At 69.5% G+C, this 20790-nt stretch carries 19 protein-coding genes; 3 read left to right on the top strand and 16 right to left on the bottom strand.

Translation table 11 applies throughout. The annotated features are described in order from the left end of the window. The first annotated feature begins 27 nt into the window (after positions 1-27). Positions 28-2187, top strand: a complete 2160-nt coding sequence (locus tag LMI96_RS15755; protein ID WP_228362157.1) for a prolyl oligopeptidase family serine peptidase — start codon at positions 28-30, stop codon at positions 2185-2187. Between the two features lie 67 nt (positions 2188-2254). On the opposite strand, the gene hflX is transcribed toward LMI96_RS15755, so the two are convergent. Then, positions 2255-3769: a GTPase HflX gene (hflX, locus tag LMI96_RS15750; RefSeq protein WP_228362156.1), complete on the bottom strand. Its 1515-nt coding sequence runs from the start codon at positions 3767-3769 to the stop codon at positions 2255-2257. 77 nt (positions 3770-3846) lie between these two features. Between hflX and LMI96_RS15745 the strand changes: the two genes are divergently transcribed. Together LMI96_RS15745 and LMI96_RS15740 are read left to right on the top strand one after the other, a co-directional pair. Then, a complete protein-coding gene (locus LMI96_RS15745; RefSeq protein WP_223723443.1) occupies positions 3847-4488 on the top strand; it encodes a class I SAM-dependent methyltransferase in 642 nt (213 codons plus the stop codon). A gap of 59 nt (positions 4489-4547) precedes the next feature. After that, positions 4548-5819: an MFS transporter gene (locus tag LMI96_RS15740; protein ID WP_308015784.1), complete on the top strand. Its 1272-nt coding sequence runs from the start codon at positions 4548-4550 to the stop codon at positions 5817-5819. A gap of 26 nt (positions 5820-5845) precedes the next feature. Here the strand turns inward: LMI96_RS15740 and dapF are convergent, their stop codons facing one another. The 15 genes from dapF to LMI96_RS15665 form a co-directional block, all read right to left on the bottom strand. After that, a complete protein-coding gene (dapF, locus tag LMI96_RS15735; protein ID WP_228362154.1) occupies positions 5846-6703 on the bottom strand; it encodes a diaminopimelate epimerase in 858 nt (285 codons plus the stop codon). Positions 6704-6769: 66 nt separating this feature from the next. Continuing rightward, positions 6770-7192, bottom strand: a complete 423-nt coding sequence (locus LMI96_RS15730) for a GNAT family acetyltransferase (RefSeq protein ID WP_228362153.1) — start codon at positions 7190-7192, stop codon at positions 6770-6772. Beyond that, entirely contained in the window at positions 7189-8109 is a 921-nt protein-coding gene (gene miaA / locus LMI96_RS15725; protein ID WP_228362152.1) for a tRNA (adenosine(37)-N6)-dimethylallyltransferase MiaA, read from the bottom strand. Before miaA ends, LMI96_RS15730 begins: the two co-directional genes overlap by 4 nt. After that, entirely contained in the window at positions 8106-9656 is a 1551-nt protein-coding gene (gene miaB, locus LMI96_RS15720; protein WP_228362151.1) for a tRNA (N6-isopentenyl adenosine(37)-C2)-methylthiotransferase MiaB, read from the bottom strand. The genes miaA and miaB overlap by 4 nt, the downstream gene beginning before the upstream one ends. Before the next feature lie 93 nt (positions 9657-9749). After that, the gene (locus tag LMI96_RS15715) at positions 9750-10283 is read right to left on the bottom strand and encodes a regulatory protein RecX (RefSeq protein WP_228362150.1); all 534 of its coding nucleotides are present in this window, start codon (positions 10281-10283) and stop codon (positions 9750-9752) included. A gap of 185 nt (positions 10284-10468) precedes the next feature. Further along, complete coding sequence (recA, locus tag LMI96_RS15710) at positions 10469-11521, bottom strand: recombinase RecA (protein WP_228362149.1); 1053 nt, start codon at positions 11519-11521, stop codon at positions 10469-10471. Positions 11522-11764: 243 nt separating this feature from the next. Next, entirely contained in the window at positions 11765-11989 is a 225-nt protein-coding gene (locus LMI96_RS15705; RefSeq protein WP_228362148.1) for a DUF3046 domain-containing protein, read from the bottom strand. Further along, positions 11990-12298, bottom strand: a complete 309-nt coding sequence (locus LMI96_RS15700) for a helix-turn-helix domain-containing protein (RefSeq protein ID WP_223723434.1) — start codon at positions 12296-12298, stop codon at positions 11990-11992. It abuts the gene before it with no gap. A 142-nt stretch (positions 12299-12440) separates the two neighbouring features. Further along, positions 12441-12977 (bottom strand): CinA family protein, encoded by a 537-nt coding sequence (locus LMI96_RS15695; protein ID WP_374197493.1) that lies wholly within the window; start codon positions 12975-12977, stop codon positions 12441-12443. After that, entirely contained in the window at positions 12967-13551 is a 585-nt protein-coding gene (pgsA, locus tag LMI96_RS15690; protein WP_228362147.1) for a CDP-diacylglycerol--glycerol-3-phosphate 3-phosphatidyltransferase, read from the bottom strand. The genes LMI96_RS15695 and pgsA overlap by 11 nt, the downstream gene beginning before the upstream one ends. 27 nt (positions 13552-13578) lie before the next feature. Next, on the bottom strand, positions 13579-16317 hold the full coding sequence (locus LMI96_RS15685) for a DNA translocase FtsK (protein WP_223723432.1): 2739 nt from the start codon (positions 16315-16317) through the stop codon (positions 13579-13581). 54 nt (positions 16318-16371) lie between these two features. Beyond that, positions 16372-16866, bottom strand: coding sequence for a GNAT family N-acetyltransferase (locus tag LMI96_RS15680; protein ID WP_223723431.1), 495 nt, complete (start codon positions 16864-16866; stop codon positions 16372-16374). A 23-nt stretch (positions 16867-16889) separates the two neighbouring features. Next, positions 16890-18566 (bottom strand): ribonuclease J, encoded by a 1677-nt coding sequence (locus LMI96_RS15675; RefSeq protein WP_228362146.1) that lies wholly within the window; start codon positions 18564-18566, stop codon positions 16890-16892. A 106-nt stretch (positions 18567-18672) separates the two neighbouring features. Continuing rightward, positions 18673-19644, bottom strand: coding sequence for a 4-hydroxy-tetrahydrodipicolinate synthase (gene dapA, locus LMI96_RS15670; RefSeq protein ID WP_223723429.1), 972 nt, complete (start codon positions 19642-19644; stop codon positions 18673-18675). Between the two features lie 139 nt (positions 19645-19783). Further along, positions 19784-20632 carry an endonuclease domain-containing protein gene (locus LMI96_RS15665; protein WP_228362145.1) on the bottom strand — a complete coding sequence of 283 codons (849 nt, stop codon included), beginning with the start codon at positions 20630-20632 and terminating at the stop codon, positions 19784-19786. Positions 20633-20790 lie beyond the last annotated feature (158 nt).

The following is a 20790-nucleotide window of genomic DNA, read 5'->3' as shown; positions in this document are numbered from 1 at the left end:
GACGCGGCCGCTGGGTAGCGTGGAGCTATGGAAAGCACTCTTCCCTACGGCTCCTGGCCCTCTCCGCTCACGGCCGCCGCGGTCGCCTCCGCCTCAGCGCGGTTCGACGGCGCCCGTTTCGTCGCCGGAGACGTGTGGTGGGCCGAGGGCGTCCCCGCAGAAGAAGGCAGGACGGCCGTGCGTCGCCGCCGGGGCGACGGAACGGTCGAGGATGTGCTCCGCGCACCCTGGAGCGCCCGCTCGCGCGTGCACGAGTACGGCGGCGGGGCATGGACCGCATCCGATGACGGTGTGCTCTTCTTCGTCGACGGCGCAGACCAGCGGGTTCGGGCCGTCCGCCTCGGCGAGGAGCCGGAGACCCTCACTCCTCCCGTGGACGGTGCCGCCTACGGCGGATTGACCTGGCAGCACGGCAGCCTGCTGGCGGTGCGCGAACAGCACCTCGGCGCGCGGACGCCGGCGCGTTCGATCGTGCGGATCGATCCCGACGGCGGCGGAGTGGAGGAGCTCGCCACCGGCAGCGACTTCCTGGCGCAGCCCGCCCTGTCGCCCGACGGCACACGCCTCGCCTGGATCGGGTGGGACCACCCTGCGATGCCCTGGGATCAGACGACGCTGCGCGTCGCGACCCTCGACGGCGAGTCCGAGGCGATCGCGCTGACCGATGGCGGGTCATCCGCCGTGCAACCGGTCTGGCTCGACAACGACACCCTGCTCTTCAGCGACGACCGTGACGGCCGTTGGAATCTCCGCCGGGCGTCACTCGCGCAGCCCCGCATGGACGAGGCCGTCGCCCCGGCGGATGCCGACACCGGCGGCGCCCTCTGGGTTCTCGGCACCCGCTGGTTCGCGTCACTGCCCGACGGACGCATCGTCGCGGTGCGCACGCACGGCGCCGATGAGCTCGTGGTGATCGAGCCGTCCAGCGGTTCGGTCCGACCCCTCGGCATCGACGCCACGGCGTCCGCGTCGATCGAGGATGTCGACGGTACCCGGGTGCTCCTGATCGCCGCCGGGCGCACGGCCACCACGGGCGTCTGGCTGGTGGACGTCGACGATCCAGGCAACGCGGTCGCGATCGCGGGAGCGGGTGCCGCGGCCGGGCCCGAGTGGACGCCCGTCGCGCGGCACATCACCGTGGACGGCCCGCACGGCGAGGTGCACGCGTTCGCGTACCCGCCGACGAACCCCGAGGTGACGGGCGACGACGACGAACTGCCGCCGTACCTCGTGTGGGTGCACGGCGGCCCGACGAGCCACGTGGGCCCGTCCGCATCCGCCAAGATCGCCTACTGGACGAGTCGCGGAGTGGGTGTCCTCGACGTGAACTACGGCGGCTCGACGGGATACGGCCGCGCGTACCGCGAGCGATTGAAGGGCCAGTGGGGCGTCGTCGACGTCGATGACGTCGTCGCGGCGGCATCCGGGCTCGCGGCCGCCGGACTCGCCGACCCGGCACGTCTGGCCATCGAGGGCGGATCCGCCGGCGGATGGACGGTCCTGGCCGCGCTGGTCGGCAGCGACACTTTCGCGGCGGGCGTCTCGCGCTACGGCGTCGGTGATGCACGCGCTCTCGCCGCCGACACGCACGACTTCGAGGCGCGCTACCTCGACGGGCTGATCGGACCGCTGCCGGAAGCCGAGCACGTCTACCTCGAACGGTCGCCGCTCAGCCGCCCCGATCGCTTCCGCGTGCCGCTGCTCATCCTTCAGGGCGCCGAGGACCGCGTCGTCCCGCCGTCTCAGGCCGAGGCCATCCGCGACGCACTCCGCGAACGCGGCGTGCCGCACGCGTACGTGCTCTACGAGGGCGAGGGCCACGGCTTCCGGCGTGCGGAGACCTCCGTGCACGCCCTCGAGAGCGAACTCGCGTTCCTCGGGAGGGTGTTCGGATTCGAGACGCCCGACGTTCCGCCGTTCGAGCTCACCATCGGCTCGCTCACGGTCGCCTCGACCGCGGTGGGCCGCGAGATCGTCGTCGTCGATGAGGTCACCGCGAACGCGGCGCGCGATCTCGCGGTGATCGTCTCGCGCGAGCCGGTGCGTCCCCTGTTCGCGCACGCCGTCGACGCCGACTGGGCACAGACCCTCTCGGAGCACGGCTTCACCGAGGTCGACCCGAGCGATCTGCCCGCCGGGTCCGCCTCACCGTACTTCGTGCTGCCGCCGACGCTCGACGGCGACTGAGCCGCGCACGACAGGAGCCGGGCCCGCGTCAGCGGACTCGGCTCCTGTTCTCGGCGTCAGCGAGCGATCAGCGCACGAACGGCGCCAACCGGCCGGCGAGCACGGCCGGCACCCGCACATGGAGCGCGGTGCCGTCTTCCTCGTGCCGCTCGAGAAGGATCATGCCGTGCTCGTGGATCGCCGACACGAGGTCGCCGCGGTCGTAGGGCACGAGCGCGTGGAGCTCGACAGCGGGAAGCGGCAGGGCCTCTTCGACGACCTGTCGAAGCTCCTCGATGCCCTCACCCGTCCGCGAGGAGACGAACAGCGCCGACGGGACGAGCCCGCGCAGCACCAGCCGGGTGTCGGCATCGACGAGGTCGGCCTTGTTGAAGACGACGATCTCACGCGTGTCGCGCGCGCCCACGTCACCGATCACGTCGCGCACCGTCGCGAGCTGCGCGGCGGGATCGGGGTGCGATCCGTCGACGACGTGCACGATGACGTCGGCGGAGCCGACTTCTTCGAGCGTGGAGCGGAACGCCTCGACGAGCTGGTGCGGGAGGTTGCGCACGAAACCGACGGTGTCGGTGAGGGTGAACACCCGGCCATCCGCCGTGATCGAGCGCCGCACCGTCGCATCCAGCGTCGCGAACAGCGCGTTCTCCACGAGCACGCCCGCCTGGGTGAGCCGGTTCAGCAGACTCGACTTACCGGCGTTGGTGTACCCGGTGATCGCAACGCCGGGGATCGTGTTGCGGCGTCGCTCCGCACGCTTGGCCTCGCGCGCGGGCCCGAAGTCGCGGATCTGCCGGCGCAGCTGCGCCATCCGGGTCCGGATGCGGCGTCGATCGAGTTCGATCTTCGTCTCACCGGGACCGCGGGAACCCATTCCCGCGCCGCCCGCACCGACCTGTCCGCCGGCCTGACGGCTCATCGAGTCACCCCAGCCGCGAAGCCGCGGGAGGAGGTATTCGAGTTGGGCGAGTTCGACCTGCGCCTTGCCCTCACGGCTCTTGGCGTGCTGGCTGAAGATGTCGAGGATCACGGTCGTCCGGTCGATGACCTTGACCTTCACGACATCCTCGAGCGCGCGGCGCTGGCTCGGAGCGAGCTCCGTGTCGGCGATCACGGTGTCGGCGCCGGTGGCGGCCACAATGCTCCGCAGCTCTTCCGCCTTGCCTCGGCCGACGTACGTCGCCGGATCCGGATGCGGGCGCCGCTGCAGCACGCCATCGAGCACGACGGCGCCCGCGGTTTCGGCCAGGGCGGCGAGCTCGCGAAGCGAATTCTCGGCGTTCTCCTGCTCGCCCTGAGGGTGCACACCCACCAGAACGACGTTCTCGAGGCGCAACTGGCGGTACTCGACCTCGGTGACGTCTTCGAGCTCCGTGGAGAGTCCGGCGACCCGTCGGAGCGCCGCGCGTTCCTCGCGATCCCACTGCGCGCCATCCGCGTCGGCATCCGTCACCGTCGACGCATCCTGCAACGCCTGGGCCGACCCGAGATCACCACGCACGCGAGCTCGCGCATCCGCGCGCGCCAAAACCCGGTCGACCGGGTCCGTCTGCGGTTCGTCGGTCGGTTCGGGGGTGTCGATCATGTATTCCTTTCGGGGCGCCGCGGCGCCCGCTTACTCTAGCTTCCCGTGTCACGGGCCTGAACCGCTACGCTTTCGGGATGGGGAGTGACCACTACTTCACCGCGTCACCTGCCAGTCCCGAGAACCTCCGCACGATTCGTGTGACCCTTGCCGGTCGCGACATCGATGTCATCACCGCCGGCGGGGTGTTCAGTCCGGACCGGTTGGATGCGGGAACCGCCGTGCTGTTGGCCAATACACCGCCGCCGCCGCCCGGCGGGCACTTCCTCGACCTCGGATGCGGCTGGGGGCCGATCTCGCTGTCGCTCGCGCTCACGTCGCCTCACGCGACGGTGTGGGCCGTCGACGTCAACCAGCGCGCTCTCGATCTCGTCCGGCGGAACGCCGAACAACTGGGTCTGACGAACATCAACGCGGTCGAGCCGGACGATGTTCCCGACGATGTGATGTTCCGCACGATTCGCTCGAACCCCCCGATCCGAGTCGGCAAGGACGAGCTGCACGACATGCTCGAGCGCTGGCTCCCCCGGCTCGACGAGCGCTCCGACGCGTGGCTCGTCGTCGCCCGCAATCTCGGCTCCGACTCGCTGCAGCGGTGGATCGGCGCGACGTTCCCGCAGGGGTACGGCGTGCATCGCGCGGCCACGGCGCGAGGTTTCCGTGTGCTCAAGGTCCGGCGGCACGGCTCCACGCCGACCGGCGCGATCCGTCTGCCCTGACCTGCGCGTGCTGGTACCCTCGCATCACGACGAAATGACGGGCTGAGGGCGCGATCCGGGTGGGGGACGCGCCGAACTGGAGCGCCGCTGTGTCGATTTCCCCCTCTCCCGTTCGCGGAATCTCTGCGTACCGGGTCCTCCCCCAGCGCGTGGGATGGAGTTATCTCCTCGCCACGACCTTGGGCCGCCTCCCCATGTCGATGGTGCCGCTGGCGATACTGACGCTCGCGACGTCGGCGACCGGGTCGATCGCGATCGGTGGCTTCGCGGCCGCCGCAGCGGCGCTCGGCGAGGCGGTCGGAGCGCCGGCATCGGGGGCTCTCGCAGACCTCCGCGGACAGCGCGGGGTCCTCCTGACCGCGACCGTTCTGCACGTGTCGTTCCTGATCGCCTTCACGTTCGGCGCGGGCGTGGTGCCGGATGCGGTGACGATCGCCCTCGCCGGTGTGGCGGGCCTCACCCTCCCCCAGGTGGGGGCGCTGTCGCGGGCGCGGTGGCTCGCGATCGCCCCCGCCGATCTCGACGCCGCGTTCGCGTTCGAGGGGGTCATCGACGAGATGGTCTACATCTTCGGGCCCGCCCTGGTCGGACTCGTGGCCGCATTCATCTCCCCGCAGGCGGCCACCCTGCTCGCCGCCGCCCTGATCGCCCTCTTCGCGACCCAGTTCGCGGTCCACCGCACGCACCGGCAGGTTCCGCTGCGGCCGCGCCGCCCGTCGACCCCGGTGCCGCGCCGTCCGGGGTACGGCCGCCGTCGGGCTCTCGTGGCGGTCACGTTCCTCGGGATGGTGTCGATGGGGGTCTTCTTCGGCGGCTCGCAGACCGGACTGGCCGCCTTCGCGCAGAGCGCGGGCATTCCCGATGCGGGCGCGCTGCTCTACGCCGTCATGGCCGTCGGATCTGCCGTGACAACCGTGTCGATGGTCGTGCTGCCGGGTCACATCGGACGCTGGACCAGGTGGACGACGGCCGCGGCCGGAATGACACTGGGGGCGACGTGCATGCTGCTGGCCCCGAGCGTTCCGTGGGTCATCGGCGCTGCGCTGCTGGCCGGCGCGTTCCAGGGACCACTGCTGCTCACGATCTTCGGGGTGGCGGGCTCGCTCGCTGAGGACGGACGCGCCGGCGCCCTCATGACCCTCACCGCCAGCGGTGTGGTCGTCGGCATCGGGATCGGCGCTGCGGTCGCCGGGCAGCTCGCGCAAGCTTCGGGCCCGTCGGGAGCATTCGGCACCGTGCTCTCGGCGAGTCTCGTGCTGTGCGCCATCGGACTGAGCGGCGCGGTCCTGTCGCGTCGACGACAGCGAGGCCTCGCGCCGGAAGCGCCGTAACGGCCGGCAGCGGGGGCGATCCGGCGTCAGGCCAGCGCGACCTCGCCATGGAACACGAGCGCGGTCGGTCCCGAGAGCAGCACATGGCCGTCCCGCATCCGCACCCCGAGTGTTCCCCCGGGCACGTCGACGGTCCAGTCATCGGGGGCACCCGCCCCGGCCCAGTGCCGTACCGCCAGCGCCGCTGCCGCCACACCGGTGCCGCAGCTCAGGGTCTCGCCGACGCCGCGCTCGAAGACCCGCATCCGGATGGCGCCGACGCCGCCCTGAACGAGAGGGTCTCGCGGCACGACGAACTCGACGTTCGCGCCGTGACGCGGCTCGGGGTCGAGCAGGGGGCGACGGGTGAGGTCGAGGTCGTCGAGTTCGGTATCCGCGAACACCGCGACGACCACATGGGGGTTGCCGACATCGACGCCGACGCCCGGACGCGGTACCGGCAAGCCGTGCGCCCGCACGAGTACGTCCTCGGACTCGATCCGCCACGGTCCGAGGTCCACCTCATAGCCGCGATCGCTCCGAGTGAGCGTTTTGATCCCCGCGCGGGTGCCGATCCGCAGTCCTTCGCCGACCGCGGCGAGCCCCTGGTCCTCGAGGTACCGAGCGAAGACGCGGATGCCGTTGCCGCACATCTCCGCCGTCGAGCCGTCGGCGTTGCGGTAGTCCATGAACCATTCGGCTCCGGATGCGGCGGCCTCGCGGCCCTCGCCGAGCGCACGCGAACGCACGACGCGCAGCAGCCCGTCTGCGCCGATACCGAACCGCCGGTCGCAGAGCGCGGCGACCTGGTCGTCGGTGAAGTCGAGGGCGCCGTCCGGATCAGCGACAATCACGAAGTCGTTGCCGGTACCGTGCCCTTTCGTGAATGGGACGGTCTGCGACATGCGTTCCAGTCTAGGCGCCGTGCGCTGCTCGTCCGGCGGACCCGTACCCGCTGCGCGCGTGCGGCGTCAGTCGGCGATGAGGCGCTTGCCGGTCGCCCACGTGTCGAACGATTCGTAGCCGATCGCCTCGTAGAAACCCCGAGCGCCGGCGTTGTCGGGCCGCACCATGAGCTGCACCTTCGGGCAGCCCATCGCGAGCAGCATCCGCTCGACCTCGGCGACGAGGGCGGCGCCCACGCCCTGCCCGCGGTGGGTCTCGGCGGTCGCCAGGTAGTACAGCCACCCGCGATGGCCGTCGTACCCGCCCATCACGGTTCCGACGATGTCCGGTCCGTCGGCCGCGACCAGGAAGAGCTCGCGCTGGACACGGAGTTTTCGCTCGATGTCACGGTGGGGATCGTTCCACGGACGCGTCAGTCCCGCGGCGTGCCAGAGTGCGACGGTCTGGGCGGTGTCGGCCTCGTCGAACGCCCGGATGCGGACGCTCACGGCGCTGCCGCCACGATCACGCGAGCAGACTCCGTCGGCGGCACCCACATCAGCCCTTCGTAACGGCGGAACCACGACACCTGTCGGCGCGCGTATCGGCGCGTCAGCGCCTGCGTCTGGGCGATCGCGTCGTCGCGCTCGAGCTCTCCGTCGAGCTCCGCGATGGCCTGCGCGTACCCGATCGCACGCCGCGCGGTGATGCCCTCGTCGAGACCGCGCGTCCGCAGCTCCCGGACCTCGTCGAGCAGTCCGGCGTCCCACATTCCCCGCACGCGCGCATCGAGGCGCGGAACGAGATCCTCTCGGTCGATGTGGACCCCGATGAGCCGGGTATCGCCGTGCCAGAGCCGCGGACTCTCCGGCAGAGCAGCGCCGTGCGTGCGCTGTCCTTGGCCGAGGACTTCCAGGGCGCGCACGATGCGGCGTCCGTTCTTGGGATCGACCCGTTCGGCGGTCACGGCGTCGAGGATGCGCAGTCGTTCGTAGAGAACCCCCGGACCCGAACGGTCGAGTTCTCCCTCGAGCTCCGCCCGCAACTGCTCGTCGCGTGGCGGGAACCGGAAGTCGAACACGACGCTCGAGACGTAGAGGCCCGACCCGCCCACCAGGACCGCGTCGGCACCGGTCGCGTGGATCCGGGTGATCGCCGCGCGTGCCGCATCCTGGTACCAGGCGACGGCGGCATCGTCGGTGACATCGAGCACGTCGAACAGATGGTGCGGGATACCGCGACGCTCGGCGACCGGGAGTTTCGCGGTGCCGATGTCCATGCCGCGGTACAGCTGCATGGCGTCGGCGTTCACGATCTCTGCGGTTCTGCCCTCGCTGAGGAGGTGCTCGGCCAACGCCAGCGACAGCGAGGTCTTACCGGTGCCGGTCGCCCCGGCGACCACCCAGAGCCGGGGCGGGCGAGTCACTGCGGGCGGCGGAGCGTCGGGAGTCCGAGCGACACCGCGCGCGGTGCGCCCGCCGAGCCCGCCGGCTCCGGGACACCGCACGATGCCGCCTGGGCGCGATCCCATGCATCGCCGGACCGCGTCCGGCGGATGCGCAGGGGCTCCCCGTCGGGGGCATCGGCGAGAAGGTAGAACGGCGCCGCGCGGCTCACGCGTACGGTGACGACGTCTCCGGGGCGGGGCACGGGCGACCCCGACGGCACGTCGAAGTGAACGAGCCGGTTGTCTTCGGCTCGCCCGCTCAAGCGGTGCGTCGTGGCGTTCTTCTTGCCCTCGCTCGCCGAGACGAGCACGTGGACCTCGCGGCCGACCTGCTTCTCGTTCTCTTCGAGGCTGATGCGGTCTTGCAGGGCGGCGAGTCGTTCGTACCGCTCCTGGACGATCTCCTTCGGGATCTGATCGGCCATCGTTGCCGCCGGAGTCCCTGCCCGGATGGAGTACTGGAACGTGAAGGCGCTGGCGAACCGCGCTTCCTCCACGACCCGCAGGGTCTCCTGGAAGTCTTCCTCGGTCTCACCGGGGAAGCCCACGATGATGTCGGTCGAGATCGCCGCGTGCGGCATCCGCGCGCGCACGCGTTCGAGGATGCCCAGGAACCGCTCGGAGCGGTACGAACGCCGCATTGCTTTCAGGATGCGGTCGCTCCCCGACTGCAGTGGCATGTGCAGTTGCGGCATGACCGCCGGGGTCTCTGCCATCGCGTCGATGACGTCGTCGGTGAAGGCGGCGGGGTGGGGACTGGTGAAGCGGATGCGCTCGAGCCCGTCGATCTCACCGGCGGCCCGCAGAAGCTTGCCGAACGCCTGCCGGTCACCGAACTCGACGCCGTACGAGTTGACGTTCTGACCCAGGAGGGTGACTTCCAGCGCGCCATCGTCTGCGAGCAGCCGGAGTTCGCTCAGGATGTCTCCCGGACGACGGTCTTTCTCCTTGCCGCGCAGGCTCGGGACGATGCAGAACGTGCAGGTGTTGTTGCAGCCGACCGAGATCGACACCCAACCGCTGTGGACACTGTCGCGTTTGGTGGGCAGCGTCGAGGGGAACACGTCCAGCGCCTCGAGGATCTCGAGTTCGGCCTCGTCGTTGTGCCGAGCGCGTTCGAGGAGGGCGGGCAGCGATCCCATGTTGTGCGTACCGAAGACGACGTCGACCCAGGGAGCCTTGTTGAGGACCGTGTCTTTGTCCATCTGGGCGAGGCATCCGCCCACGGCGATCTGCATGCCCTCGTGCACGTCTTTTCGGGACTTCAGATGCCCGAGCGTGCCGTAAAGCTTTCCGGCCGCGTTGTCGCGCACGGCGCACGTGTTGATGACGACGACGTCGGGTTCTCTTCCCGCCTCGACGGGCAGATATCCCGCGGATTCCAGCGACCCGGACAGCCGTTCGGAGTCGTGCACATTCATCTGGCAGCCGAACGTCCGCACTTCGTAGGTACGGGCACGGCCGTCGGGGGTGAACGCGGCGGGCGAAGGTGCGATCAGCGTGGGCGCGCTGGAGGGGACAGTCATGATGGGCTCATTCTACGTTCCGTGTCATGTCCTGCCCCCGACCTTCGCCGCGGGGATGCCCACCCCGCGGGCACCCGCTCAGCGCGCGTGCGCTCAGCGCTCGTCGAGGGCCTGACGAGCCGCGCTGAGCGCCACGTGGGACGGGTACCCGCGACGGGAGAGCTGCCCGGCGAGTCGACGGAGTTCCGCCTGCGCGTCGCGCCCCCCGATTCCGGCGGCCTTTCGCCGCGCGAACTCCAGCGCACGCTCCATGTCGTCGTCCGGAAGCTCAGCGAGCGCCGCATCCGCGACATCCCGCGGCACCCCGCGCTTGGAGAGCGTCTGTCCGATTGCCTGGCGGCCTTGTCCACGACGGTCCTGCCCGGCGTGGACCAGCTGCTCTGCGAGCGCACGATCATCCAGGTAGCCGAGTCGAATCGTCTCGGTCAGAATGTCATCGACCTGCTCACGAGTCAGTCCGTGTCCGCCCAGCACCACGCGGGCCTCCTGCACCGACAGCGATCGAGCGCGCAGCTTGCGGAGGAGAGACGCCTCCGCGGCTGTCGCCGCGGCTGCGGGTGCGTCGTCGTCCGCGCCGCTCGTCTCGTCGGTGAACGCCACGGGCTCCGTCTCGTCGGTGAACGCCACGGGCGCTGGCGCGGAGCCACCGGACGACCGGTCATCTCGCCACGTTCGGTGCCACTCGCCGCTCACGTCAGCCCCCCGCGGGGAATCCGAACGCTCGGCCGCTCCGCGATCCGGGGTGGGACCGCCGAACAGCGGGATGACGGGGGCGAGCCGGTCGGACTCGCCCCCACCTGAATCACGCACGCTCACGCCGGACGACGCTGCGCAAGCTCGTCGGCGACGGGAACTTCTTCGGCACGCGCACCGCCGATTCCTAGCTTGACCTTGATCTTCTGCTCGATATCGGCCGCGATATCGGGGTTCTTGAGCAGGAAGTTACGGGCATTCTCCTTGCCCTGGCCCAGCTGCTCACCGTCGTACGTGTACCAGGCGCCGGACTTCTTCACGATGGTGTGCTCGACACCGAAGTCGATGAGACTGCCCTCACGCGAGATGCCCGTGCCGTACAGGATGTCGAACTCGGCCTGCTTGAACGGCGGGGCCATCTTGTTCTTGACGACCTTGACGCGGGTACGGTTACCGACCGCGTCGGTGCCGTCCTTCAGCGTCTCGATGCGACGGATGTCGAGTCGGACGGACGCGTAGAACTTGAGCGCCTTTCCGCCGGCGGTGGTCTCGGGCGAGCCGAAGAAGACACCGATCTTCTCGCGCAGCTGGTTGATGAAGATCATCGTCGTGTTCGTCTGATTCAGTCCACCGGTCAGCTTGCGGAGGGCCTGCGACATGAGACGGGCCTGCAGACCGACGTGCGAATCACCCATCTCGCCCTCGATCTCGGCCTTCGGCACGAGCGCGGCGACGGAGTCGATGACGGCGAGGTCGATGGCGCCGGAACGCACGAGCATGTCGGCGATCTCGAGGGCCTGCTCACCGGTGTCGGGCTGGGAGACGAGAAGCTGATCGATGTCGACGCCGAGCTTCTTGGCGTAGTCCGGGTCGAGCGCGTGCTCGGCGTCGATGAACGCAGCGATGCCGCCCGCGCGCTGCACGTTGGCGATCGCGTGCAGGGTAAGCGTGGTCTTACCGGAGGATTCCGGACCGTAGATCTCGATGATGCGCCCGCGCGGCAGGCCGCCGACGCCCAACGCGACGTCGAGGGCGATGGAGCCCGTCGGGATGACTTCGACGGGGGCACGGTCGTCGCTGCCCAGCCGCATGACCGAGCCCTTTCCGAACTGCTTGTCGATCTGGGCGAGGGCCGATTCGAGGGCCTTTTCGCGGTCGGCGGGTGATGGCATGGGATGCTCCTTATTGCTCGCGGTCCGTCGCCTGTAGGCTGTCGCGTCCCGCCCGGATGGGCGGGTCCTGCGACAAGGCGGGATGTCGTTCGACGTTGTCCACGCTATGAGGGGGCTCCGACATTGTGGTCGGATCAGCCGCATCCGTGGACAAACGTGTCATCGACACCGTCTGTGCAGGAGCCTACGCGTCAGTCGAACGGATATTCGACGACACGCCGTCGGCGCGAAGGCCGTTTCTCGTCACCCGCGACGGGGCTCGAGGCGCCCGGCACCGTGGCGGCGCGCGAGCGGAACATCCATCTCCGCGCACAGCGCGAGCCACACCGCACGCGGCGGCTCGCCAGCGGCGATCGCCTGCGTGGCGGTGCGATCACCGAACTCCGACAGCACCAGATCCGACACGAGGTAGGCGCCTCGGGAACCGAACTCGTCGAGGACGGCGCGGTCGAACTCGCTCCGCCGCATTCAGCGGAGGGAGAGTTCGGGCGACGCCATCGCGACGAGGTCGTCGGGAACGACGTCCGGGAAGACCGTCAGGCCCTCGAGCACGGACAGGCGATCGGAGACTTCACGCATGATGGTCGAGATCGGTACATCAAGGGCTTCGGCCACCGACGCGAGGATCTCGCTGGAGGCTTCTTTCTGGCCCCGCTCGACCTCACTGAGGTAACCGAGCGCGACACTGGCGCGGCTCGCTACCTGGCGGAGCGTGCGGCCCTTCTGCTGGCGGAGGTCGCGGAGGACTTCACCGATCTCGTGACGAACCAGGATCATGTCGAACACCCTCCTCCTACCGTCTTGGCCGTGCCCGTGACGGACAACGGTACAACCTTGCGTCTTGCCAATCTAATCCCGAGCGCTGTGCGTCGGGTGGGAATGACTGTGACAACCGTGTGAACGCTCGTGGCATTCCCGCTCACAACGCCTCCAGCACCAGACGCAGCGCCCGCCGCACGGTCTCGGTCCGGATCTGCTCGCGCGTGCCGTCGAGCTGGAGCAGCTCGACCCGTGTCCCCAACGGCGTGGAGACCCCGACGTACACGGTTCCGACCGGCTGCCCGTCGGGAGACGTGGGCCCTGCGACCCCGGTGGTCGAGACTCCGACGTCGGCGTGCCGGGCACCGTCGGCCAGCGCAGCACGCACGCCTTCCGCCATCTGGCGTGCCACCTTGGGCTGCACGGGGCCGTCGAGTTGGAGGATGGCTCCATCGACTCCGAGCAGACGCTCCTTCAGGTCGGTGGAGTAGGTCACCATCCCCCCACGAAGGTGCGCGGATGCTCCGGGGACGCCGACGATCTCGGCGCACAGGAGTCCGCCCGTCAGCGACTCCGCGACCGCGATGGTCCACCCGAGTTCGGCGAGACGGGAGATGAGGCGTTCGGCGTCTGACCGGCGCCCGGCGACGATCGAGGTGGATTCGTCGATGCCCGGATCTTCGAAGTCAGCCGACACGGCCGCTCTCCCCCGCACGGGCGCGTCGGCCGCGCACTTCACTGACGATGAAGTCGATCCCGCTGGCGATCGTGAGAATGACGGCGATCCACATCGTGACCGTGTTCACGACCCCGATCCAGTCACCCAGAAGCGCAGGGAGGGGAAGCAGCGCGAGCGACAGCGCCACCGCCTGTACGAGGGTCTTCAGCTTGCCCATCCACGCCGCAGCCAGCACGTGATCGCTGACGACGACGAGCCGGTAGATCGTGACGCCGATCTCGCGGAAGAGGACCACCGCCGTCACCCACCACGGCAGCTCCGCGAGAATCGACAAACCGACGAAAGCGCATCCCGTCAGGACCTTGTCGGCGATCGGGTCCAGCAGCTTTCCGAGGTCGGTGACGATGTTGTTGGACCGGGCGATGTGGCCGTCGATGCCATCGGATGCGATCGCCACGATGAACAGCGCCGCGGCGCCCCAGCGCAGCGCGCCGTCCTGGCCCGCGTCAGCGAGCAGCATCCAGAGGAAGACCGGTGCGCACAGGATGCGGACGATCGTGATGGCGTTCGGGAGTTGGCGGGGAACCGTCACGGTGCGAGCCTATCGATCGAGGGGCGGTCAGTCGCGCCCGGTGAGACCCCAGGCGTCCTCGGAACCCTCGTCGCCATCGACGACCTCGTGGCCGTCGAACTGCGAGTCGACCGCATCCGGTCCGTAGGGATCGGCGGATGCCTGCTCTGCCGGGGCGTCCTGGCCCTTCAGGCGCGCCAGCACGCCGGGGAGCTGCTCCACCGTCACCAGAACATCGCGGGCCTTAGAGCCCTCGGAGGGCCCGACGATCTCTCGGGACTCCAGCAGGTCCATCAGCCGACCGGCCTTCGCGAATCCGACGCGGAGCTTGCGCTGCAGCATCGACGTCGAACCGAACTGGGTAGACACGACGAGCTCTGCGGCCGCCAGCAGAAGCTCGAGGTCGTCGCCGATGTCGGCGTCGATCTCCTTCTTCTCCGCGACTGCGGCGACGTCGGAGCGGTACTCCGGACGAGCCTGGCCGGTGGCGTGGGCCACGACCTTCTCGATCTCGTCTTCGGTGACCCACGCGCCCTGCACGCGGATCGCCTTCGATGCCCCCATCGGGAGGAAGAGCGCATCGCCCTGCCCGATCAGGCGATCGGCACCCGGCTGGTCGAGGATGACGCGCGAGTCGGTGACGCTCGTCACCGCGAACGCGAGCCGAGACGGAACGTTGGCCTTGATGAGCCCGGTGACCACGTCGACGCTCGGACGCTGCGTCGCGAGCACGAGGTGGATTCCGCTGGCACGGGCCAGCTGCGTGATGCGAACGATCGAATCCTCGACATCACGCGGCGCGACCATCATCAGGTCGGCGAGCTCATCGACGACCACGAGCAGATAGGGGTACGGCTTCAGCACGCGCTCACTGCCCTCGGGCAGCTTGAGGTCGCCCGCGACGACCGCGCGGTTGAAGTCGTCGATGTGGCGGAAGCCGAACGACGCGAGGTCGTCGTACCGCATGTCCATCTCCTTCACGACCCACTGCAGCGCTTCCGCGGCCTTCTTGGGGTTCGTGATGATGGGGGTGATCAGGTGCGGGACGCCCGCGTAGGACGTGAGCTCGACGCGCTTCGGGTCGATCAGCACCATCCGCACCTCGGACGGCTTCGCCCGCATCAGCAGGCTTGTGATCATGGAGTTCACGAAGCTCGACTTACCCGAGCCCGTGGAACCCGCCACGAGAAGGTGGGGCATCTTGGCGAGGTTCGCCACGACGAAACCACCGCCGACGTCTTTTCCGACGCCGATAGTCATGGGGTGGGTCGACTTCTGCGCATTGCCCGAACGGAGCACGTCGCCGAGCGTCACGGTCTCGCGATCGGTGTTCGGGATCTCGACGCCGATCGCGCTCTTACCCGGGATCGGCGCGAGGATCCGCACCTCGTTCGACGCCACCGCGTAGGCGATGTTGTTCGTGAGAGCTGTGATGCGTTCGACCTTGACGCCCGGACCGAGTTCGATCTCGTACTGGGTCACCGTCGGACCGCGGGAGAACCCGGTGACCCGCGCGTTGATGCTGAACTGCTCGAAGACGCTCATGATCGCGCGCACGATGATGTCGTTGGCCTCGGAACGCGTCTTCGGCGGCGTTCCCGCCCCCAACGCGGTGAGCGATGGCAGGGCGTAGGGCGAGGACGGGGGCAACCGATCCCCGCTGCCGCCGAAGCCGGCCGCATCCGGAAGTTCGGGCTGAGGACCCGTGTCGCCGTCGTCCTGCAGACCGCCGGCCGCGCGGCTTCCGGCCACGGCACGCTGTGCGGCGGCGATGACGGACGGGTCGATGACCTCGGTGAGCGCGTCGGGTGCGGGGGGTCGCGGCGGCACGGGTGCCGGGGGCGCCACCGGCTCGATGGCCTGCTCGAATCCGCCGCGCGTCGCGTCGCCGGAGAAGAGCAGCTCGGTCAGATCCTGGGATCCCGGCGCCGCATCCGGGTCTTCTTCACGGCCGGTCTTGTTCCGGCGCCACCACGGGATGGAATCGGTCTCGTCGTCATCGCCCGCGGCGACCGCACCGTTCTTCTTCGCGGAGCTGTCGAGCACGGTCGTCGCCGCATCGGGGTCGGGTCGCTCTGCGCCGAACATCCAGGCGTACAGATCGCCGAGGCGTCGACCGATGCGGTTCGGCGGAGTCTTCGTCAGGATCAGCACGCTCAGCGCGGCGACCAGTCCGAGCAGGATGCAGGCGCCGATCTGCGTGAGTAGGAGCGCGAGGGGCTCGCCCAGCATCCAACCGAACAGGCCGCCGGCCTCGCTGAGGGCCGGCAGACCGGAGTTCGGTTGCGGACGCCCACCGAGCACATGGCAGAAACCCGCGATCGTGAGGACGAAGAGGGCGAAGCCGATGCCGATCCGGCCGTTGTCGTGCACGGACGACGGATGCCGGAACAACCAGCCGGCGAGGAAGACGAGGAAGACGGGTAGCACGAACGCCAGGCGCCCGACCAGACCGCCCACGCTGTACGCGCTGATGTTGGCGGAGATGTCGGTGCCGACGAAGAACCACTCCGTGACCGCGCCGGCGACCGCCAGCAGCACCAGGAGGAACGGGAACCCGTCGCGACGCTGGTCTTTCTCCAGCGTCTCCGGGCCGAACGTGCGGAACAGGCCGCCCGTCAGATGCGCCACACCCATCCACGCGCGGACGATCACCGACGGCTTCTCGTCGTCTCCGACGTAGCGCTGCGGGGCCGGTGCCGGCTTCCGCGCGCGCGTCGAGCCGCCCTTGGCGGCTGTGCCGCTCTTCGCGACGGCACCGCGGGTCGAGGTGGAACTTCGTGGCATCCCCCCACGGTAGGCGGGAGGTCCGACGTCGGCCGGTAGCCACGCGGAGAAGCGTCAGTGCAGCCGTCGCACCATCGTGTCGCGGCCGAAGCCCGGCGCCGTCACCACGAAGCCCTCCGACCGGTACAGCGTCACGGCGTAGTTGTCGCGCTCGACACTCAGGCTGAGGCGCGCGTACCCGTCCGCGCTCGCGCGTTCCACGAGTTCGCGCAGCAGCGCGCGCCCGACCCCGTGCGCGCGCCAGATCGGACGCACACCGATGATGAGTTCGGGAACCCCCGTCGCGATGTAGCCGAATCCCGGCGCGGAGCGCGGCAGCATCCGGTACCAGGCGGCGCCGATCCCCTCACCCGTCGTGGCCTCGGCGACGAACCCCGAATCGCCCGGCCGCATCCACCCCGACACGTAGCGGCGGTGCTCCGGCGCATCCAGCACCTCGTGTCGCGGACGCGTCGCGCCGGAGCGCCAATTGGCCGCTTCGACGACCATGTCCGCGAGGAACGCCCCGTCCGCCTGCACGGCGGGTCGGATGCGATACCTCACGGACATGGCGAGATTCTCGCAGAAGTCGGTCAGGCCTCGATCACGAGCGGCACGATCATCGGCCGACGACGCAGGCGCTGGTTCACCCAGCGACCGATCGTGCGGCGGACGACCTGCGACATCGCGTGCGTGTCGCGGACGCCGGATGCTGCCGCCTCGCTCAGCGCGGCCGCGATCTTCGGCTTCACGTCCTCGAAGACCGAGTCCTGCTCGGCGAAGCCGCGCGCGTGGATCTCGGGACCGGAGATGATGCGTCCGGTCTGGGCATCGATGACCACGATCACCGAGATGAAGCCCTCTTCGCCGAGGATGCGGCGATCCTTCAGATCCGCATCCGTGATCTCGCCGACCGTCGATCCGTCGACGTACACGAACCCGATGTCGAGCTGGCCGACGACGTTCGCGACGCCGTCCCGGAGGTCGACGACCGTGCCGTTCTCCCCGAGGATCGTGCGCTCCGCGGGAACGCCCGTGTCCTGGGCGAGCTTCGCGTTCGCCATCAGGTGCCGGTACTCGCCGTGCACCGGCAGAACGTTCTTCGGCTTCAGGATGTTGTAGCAGTAGAGCAGTTCGCCAGCGGCCGCGTGGCCGGAGACGTGCACCTTCGCGTTGCCCTTGTGCACGACGTTCGCACCGAGCTTCGTGAGGCCGTCGATCACGCGGTAGATCGCATTCTCGTTACCGGGGATCTGGCTCGAGGCGAGGATGATCGTGTCACCCGGGCCGGGCTCGATCGCGTGATCGAGGTTCGCCATCCGCGACAGCACCGCCATCGGCTCGCCCTGCGAGCCCGTCGACATGTAGACGATGCGGTCGTCGGGAAGGTCGCGCGCCTTCTTGTAATCGATCAGCACGCCATCCGGAACCTTCAGGTATCCGAGGTCTTCCGCGATCGTCATGTTGCGCACCATGCTGCGGCCGAGGAACGCGACACGGCGTCCGTTCGCGGCGGCGGCATCGATGACCTGCTGCACGCGGTGCACGTGGCTCGAGAAGCTCGCGACGATGACGCGACGGGGCGCCTTGCCGATCACCTGGTCGAGAACCGGACCGATCGAACGCTCGAGCGGGGTGAATCCCGGGACGTCCGCGTTCGTGGAGTCGACGAGGAAGAGGTCCACGCCCTGCTCGCCGAGGCGGCCGAACGCGCGGAGGTCGGTCAGGCGGCCGTCGAGCGGCAGTTGGTCCATCTTGAAGTCACCCGTGACCAGCGCCGTGCCGGCGGGCGTGCGGATGGCGACGGCCAACGCATCCGGGATGGAGTGGTTGACGGCCACGAACTCGAGATCGAAGGGGCCGACCTTCTCCTCCTGGCCCTCCTTGACCGTCATCGTGTACGACTTGATGCGGTGCTCCTTGAGCTTCGCCTCGACGAGCGCGAGCGTCAGGCCGGAGCCGATCAGAGGGATGTCGTTCTTCAGCTTCAGCAGGTACGGGACCGCGCCGATGTGATCCTCGTGGCCGTGGGTCAGCACGATCCCGACGATGTCGTTCAGGCGTCCGCGAATCGGCGCGAAGTCGGGCAGGATCAGGTCGACACCCGGCTGGTGCTCCTCGGGGAACAGCACCCCGCAGTCGACGACGAGCAGCTTGCCGTCGTACTCGAAGACGGTCATGTTGCGACCGACCTCACCGAGTCCGCCGAGCGGCGTGACGCGGAGGGTTCCGGATTCGAGTGCGGGCGGATCGTACAGAGTGGTGGCCATAACGTGCCTTCCCGGATGCAGCGGGGCGCCGCATCCGCTCTCACCGCCTCCCGGCGGCCGCCCGCGCGGTGCGGGCTCCTCGTGCTCGCCTCGGGGCGAGCTCTTGTCAGCGTGTCGTGCCGTGCACCTTGGGCAGGGCACCGCCCGCGGCCGCATTGCGGTCGGGGCGGAAGTTGGAGAAGTCGGCGACGTCGCTCACGTGCGCGAGCTCGTCTTCGATGAGGGCGGCCTCCCACTCCTCGGGACCGACGAGCGGCAAACGCACGCGCGGGCTCGAGATGCGGCCGAGGCCGTGCAGGATGTACTTCGCACTCACGGTGCCGGGCACGTGCGTCATCACGGCACGAACGAGCGGCTCGAGCCGCTTGTGCTCGGCCGTGGCGGCAGCGAGGTCGCCGCGGTTCACCGCGTCGATGATCGTGCGGTACGGCGCCGCCGCGACGTTCGCGGTAACCCCGATCAGCCCGGTCGCACCGATCGCGAGGTGCGGCAGCACGTTCGCGTCGTCGCCGGAGAAGTACATCAGATCGGTCTGGTTGAGCACGCGGCTCACTTCGCTGAAGTCACCCTTGGCATCTTTGATGGCGAGGATGTTGGGGTGCTTCGCGAGTCGCAGGATCGTCTCGTACTTGATCGGAACGCCCGTGCGACCCGGAATGTCGTACAGGATGACCGGCAGATCCGTCGCGTCGGCGACGAGACGGAAGTGGGTGAGGATGCCGGCCTGGGTCGGCTTGTTGTAGTAGGGCGTGACGATCATGATGCCGTCGGCCCCGGCTCGCTCGCTCGCGCGGTACAACTCGATCGCGTGCGCGGTCTCGTTCGATCCGCCGCCCGTGATGATCTTGGCGCGGCCCGCGGCGACGTCCTTGCCGACCTCGACGAGGCGGAGCTTCTCGGGGTCGGTCAGGGTGGAGGTCTCCCCCGTCGTTCCCGTCACGACGATCCCGTCGGCGCCGGAGGAGATGACATCGTCGATGTGCTTCTCGACGGCCGGCCAGTCGACCTCGCCATCGGCAGTCATCGGTGTGATGAGGGCGACGAGCACCTGTCCGAAGGGGTTGCCCGTGTGCGTCATATCTCCAGGGTATCGGTTCGCACCCGGGCGGCGTGCGGCGGGCGCGGGCGCCGTATGGGCCGGCGTCCGTCGTACTCTCCGCAGTCGTCGGACCGGTGGGGCAGGTGTGCACGAACGAGGCTCGTGGGGCGGTCCGGGGCTAGCGAGTCCGACGACTGCGGATCACATCGAGCCGTGCGAGGACCGCGCGCTCCACGACGGGCCAGGAGTACAGCACCATCGCGTAGTCGAAACGCAGCGTCTCGTAGCCGCCCGCGGCGGCGGAGGCGTCCCGCAGGAGGTCGCGGTGGCGCTGCTCTGGTCGCGCGTGGTTCTCTTTTCCGTCGATCTCGAGCACCAGCACCCCGTCGATCAGGAAGTCGACCCGGCCGACATCGTCGATCCAGGCCTGGCTCACCATGGGGATCCCGAGGCGGTGAAACCGCAGCCGCACGATGGACTCCAGGCCGCTGTCGGCGCTCGGCCGCGCGATGTCGACGAGCCACCGATGCCGCGCCGGGAGACTGGCCCGCACTTCCGCGCGCATCGTGGTGCTGAGCAGCCCGAGCCGCCACGCCGATTCGAAGGCGGCGAAGAACGCCTCGCCGCCGAGGCACCTCTCGACCTGTACCAGCGCCTGCACGACGCCGACCACGCCGAACGTCGAGGTTCCCGCGTCCCGATGGGTGACGCAGGCGCATCCCGGATGCGGATGCGCTCTCCCCCGCGGACCGACCCAGACGTGCGAGCGCTGCTGCGGTTCGAACACCCAGATCCCGAGTCTCCGCAGGGCGCTTGCGCACGCGGACTCGCCGCCGTGGAGTGCCGCGACCCGGACGGACGGCTCCGCCTCCGGCAGCGCGTAGACGCCCTCGCGGACGCGGAGAACCGCATCCGCGGCGACCGCGCGGCGCAGGTCATCACTGCTCGCGCCGCGGACCATCAGCTCTCGGCTGCGGCAGACGCCGCCCTTCTCTTTCACGACATCGGCGACGGTGGACGGGCGCATCACGCCACTGTGCCGGATGCCGTGCACCCGCGACTGCGCCCGACGCCACCTGGGGGACAGAGCTCCCCACCCTGCCATGTGGGGAGGACAAGTGGCCCGTGCGGCGGGGCATCCGCGGGCGGCATCCGCGGGCGGCATCCGCGGCAGCGCACCCGTCG

Origin of the sequence: Microbacterium sp. cx-59 (genome assembly GCF_020805625.1) — a bacterium.
Taxonomy (GTDB): domain Bacteria; phylum Actinomycetota; class Actinomycetes; order Actinomycetales; family Microbacteriaceae; genus Microbacterium.
Note: the sequence above shows the minus strand (reverse complement) of the source record. Positions and strands in the feature narration are given on the sequence as shown.

Bases quoted from the DNA above. Each gene is read 5' to 3' on its own strand.
- recA (WP_228362149.1), bottom strand. From the start codon at position 11,521: ATGCCATCACCCGCCGACCGCGAAAAGGCCCTCGAATCGGCCCTCGCC.
- LMI96_RS15685 (WP_223723432.1), bottom strand. From the start codon at position 16,317: ATGCCACGAAGTTCCACCTCGACCCGCGGTGCCGTCGCGAAGAGCGGC.
- hflX (WP_228362156.1), bottom strand. From the start codon at position 3,769: ATGATCGACACCCCCGAACCGACCGACGAACCGCAGACGGACCCGGTC.
- dapA (WP_223723429.1), bottom strand. From the start codon at position 19,644: ATGACGCACACGGGCAACCCCTTCGGACAGGTGCTCGTCGCCCTCATC.
- LMI96_RS15755 (WP_228362157.1), top strand. From the start codon at position 28: ATGGAAAGCACTCTTCCCTACGGCTCCTGGCCCTCTCCGCTCACGGCC.
- LMI96_RS15665 (WP_228362145.1), bottom strand. From the start codon at position 20,632: ATGCGCCCGTCCACCGTCGCCGATGTCGTGAAAGAGAAGGGCGGCGTC.
- LMI96_RS15745 (WP_223723443.1), top strand. From the start codon at position 3,847: ATGGGGAGTGACCACTACTTCACCGCGTCACCTGCCAGTCCCGAGAAC.
- LMI96_RS15680 (WP_223723431.1), bottom strand. From the start codon at position 16,866: ATGTCCGTGAGGTATCGCATCCGACCCGCCGTGCAGGCGGACGGGGCG.
- miaB (WP_228362151.1), bottom strand. From the start codon at position 9,656: ATGACTGTCCCCTCCAGCGCGCCCACGCTGATCGCACCTTCGCCCGCC.
- LMI96_RS15700 (WP_223723434.1), bottom strand. From the start codon at position 12,298: ATGATCCTGGTTCGTCACGAGATCGGTGAAGTCCTCCGCGACCTCCGC.
- LMI96_RS15705 (WP_228362148.1), bottom strand. From the start codon at position 11,989: ATGCGGCGGAGCGAGTTCGACCGCGCCGTCCTCGACGAGTTCGGTTCC.
- LMI96_RS15675 (WP_228362146.1), bottom strand. From the start codon at position 18,566: ATGGCCACCACTCTGTACGATCCGCCCGCACTCGAATCCGGAACCCTC.
- dapF (WP_228362154.1), bottom strand. From the start codon at position 6,703: ATGTCGCAGACCGTCCCATTCACGAAAGGGCACGGTACCGGCAACGAC.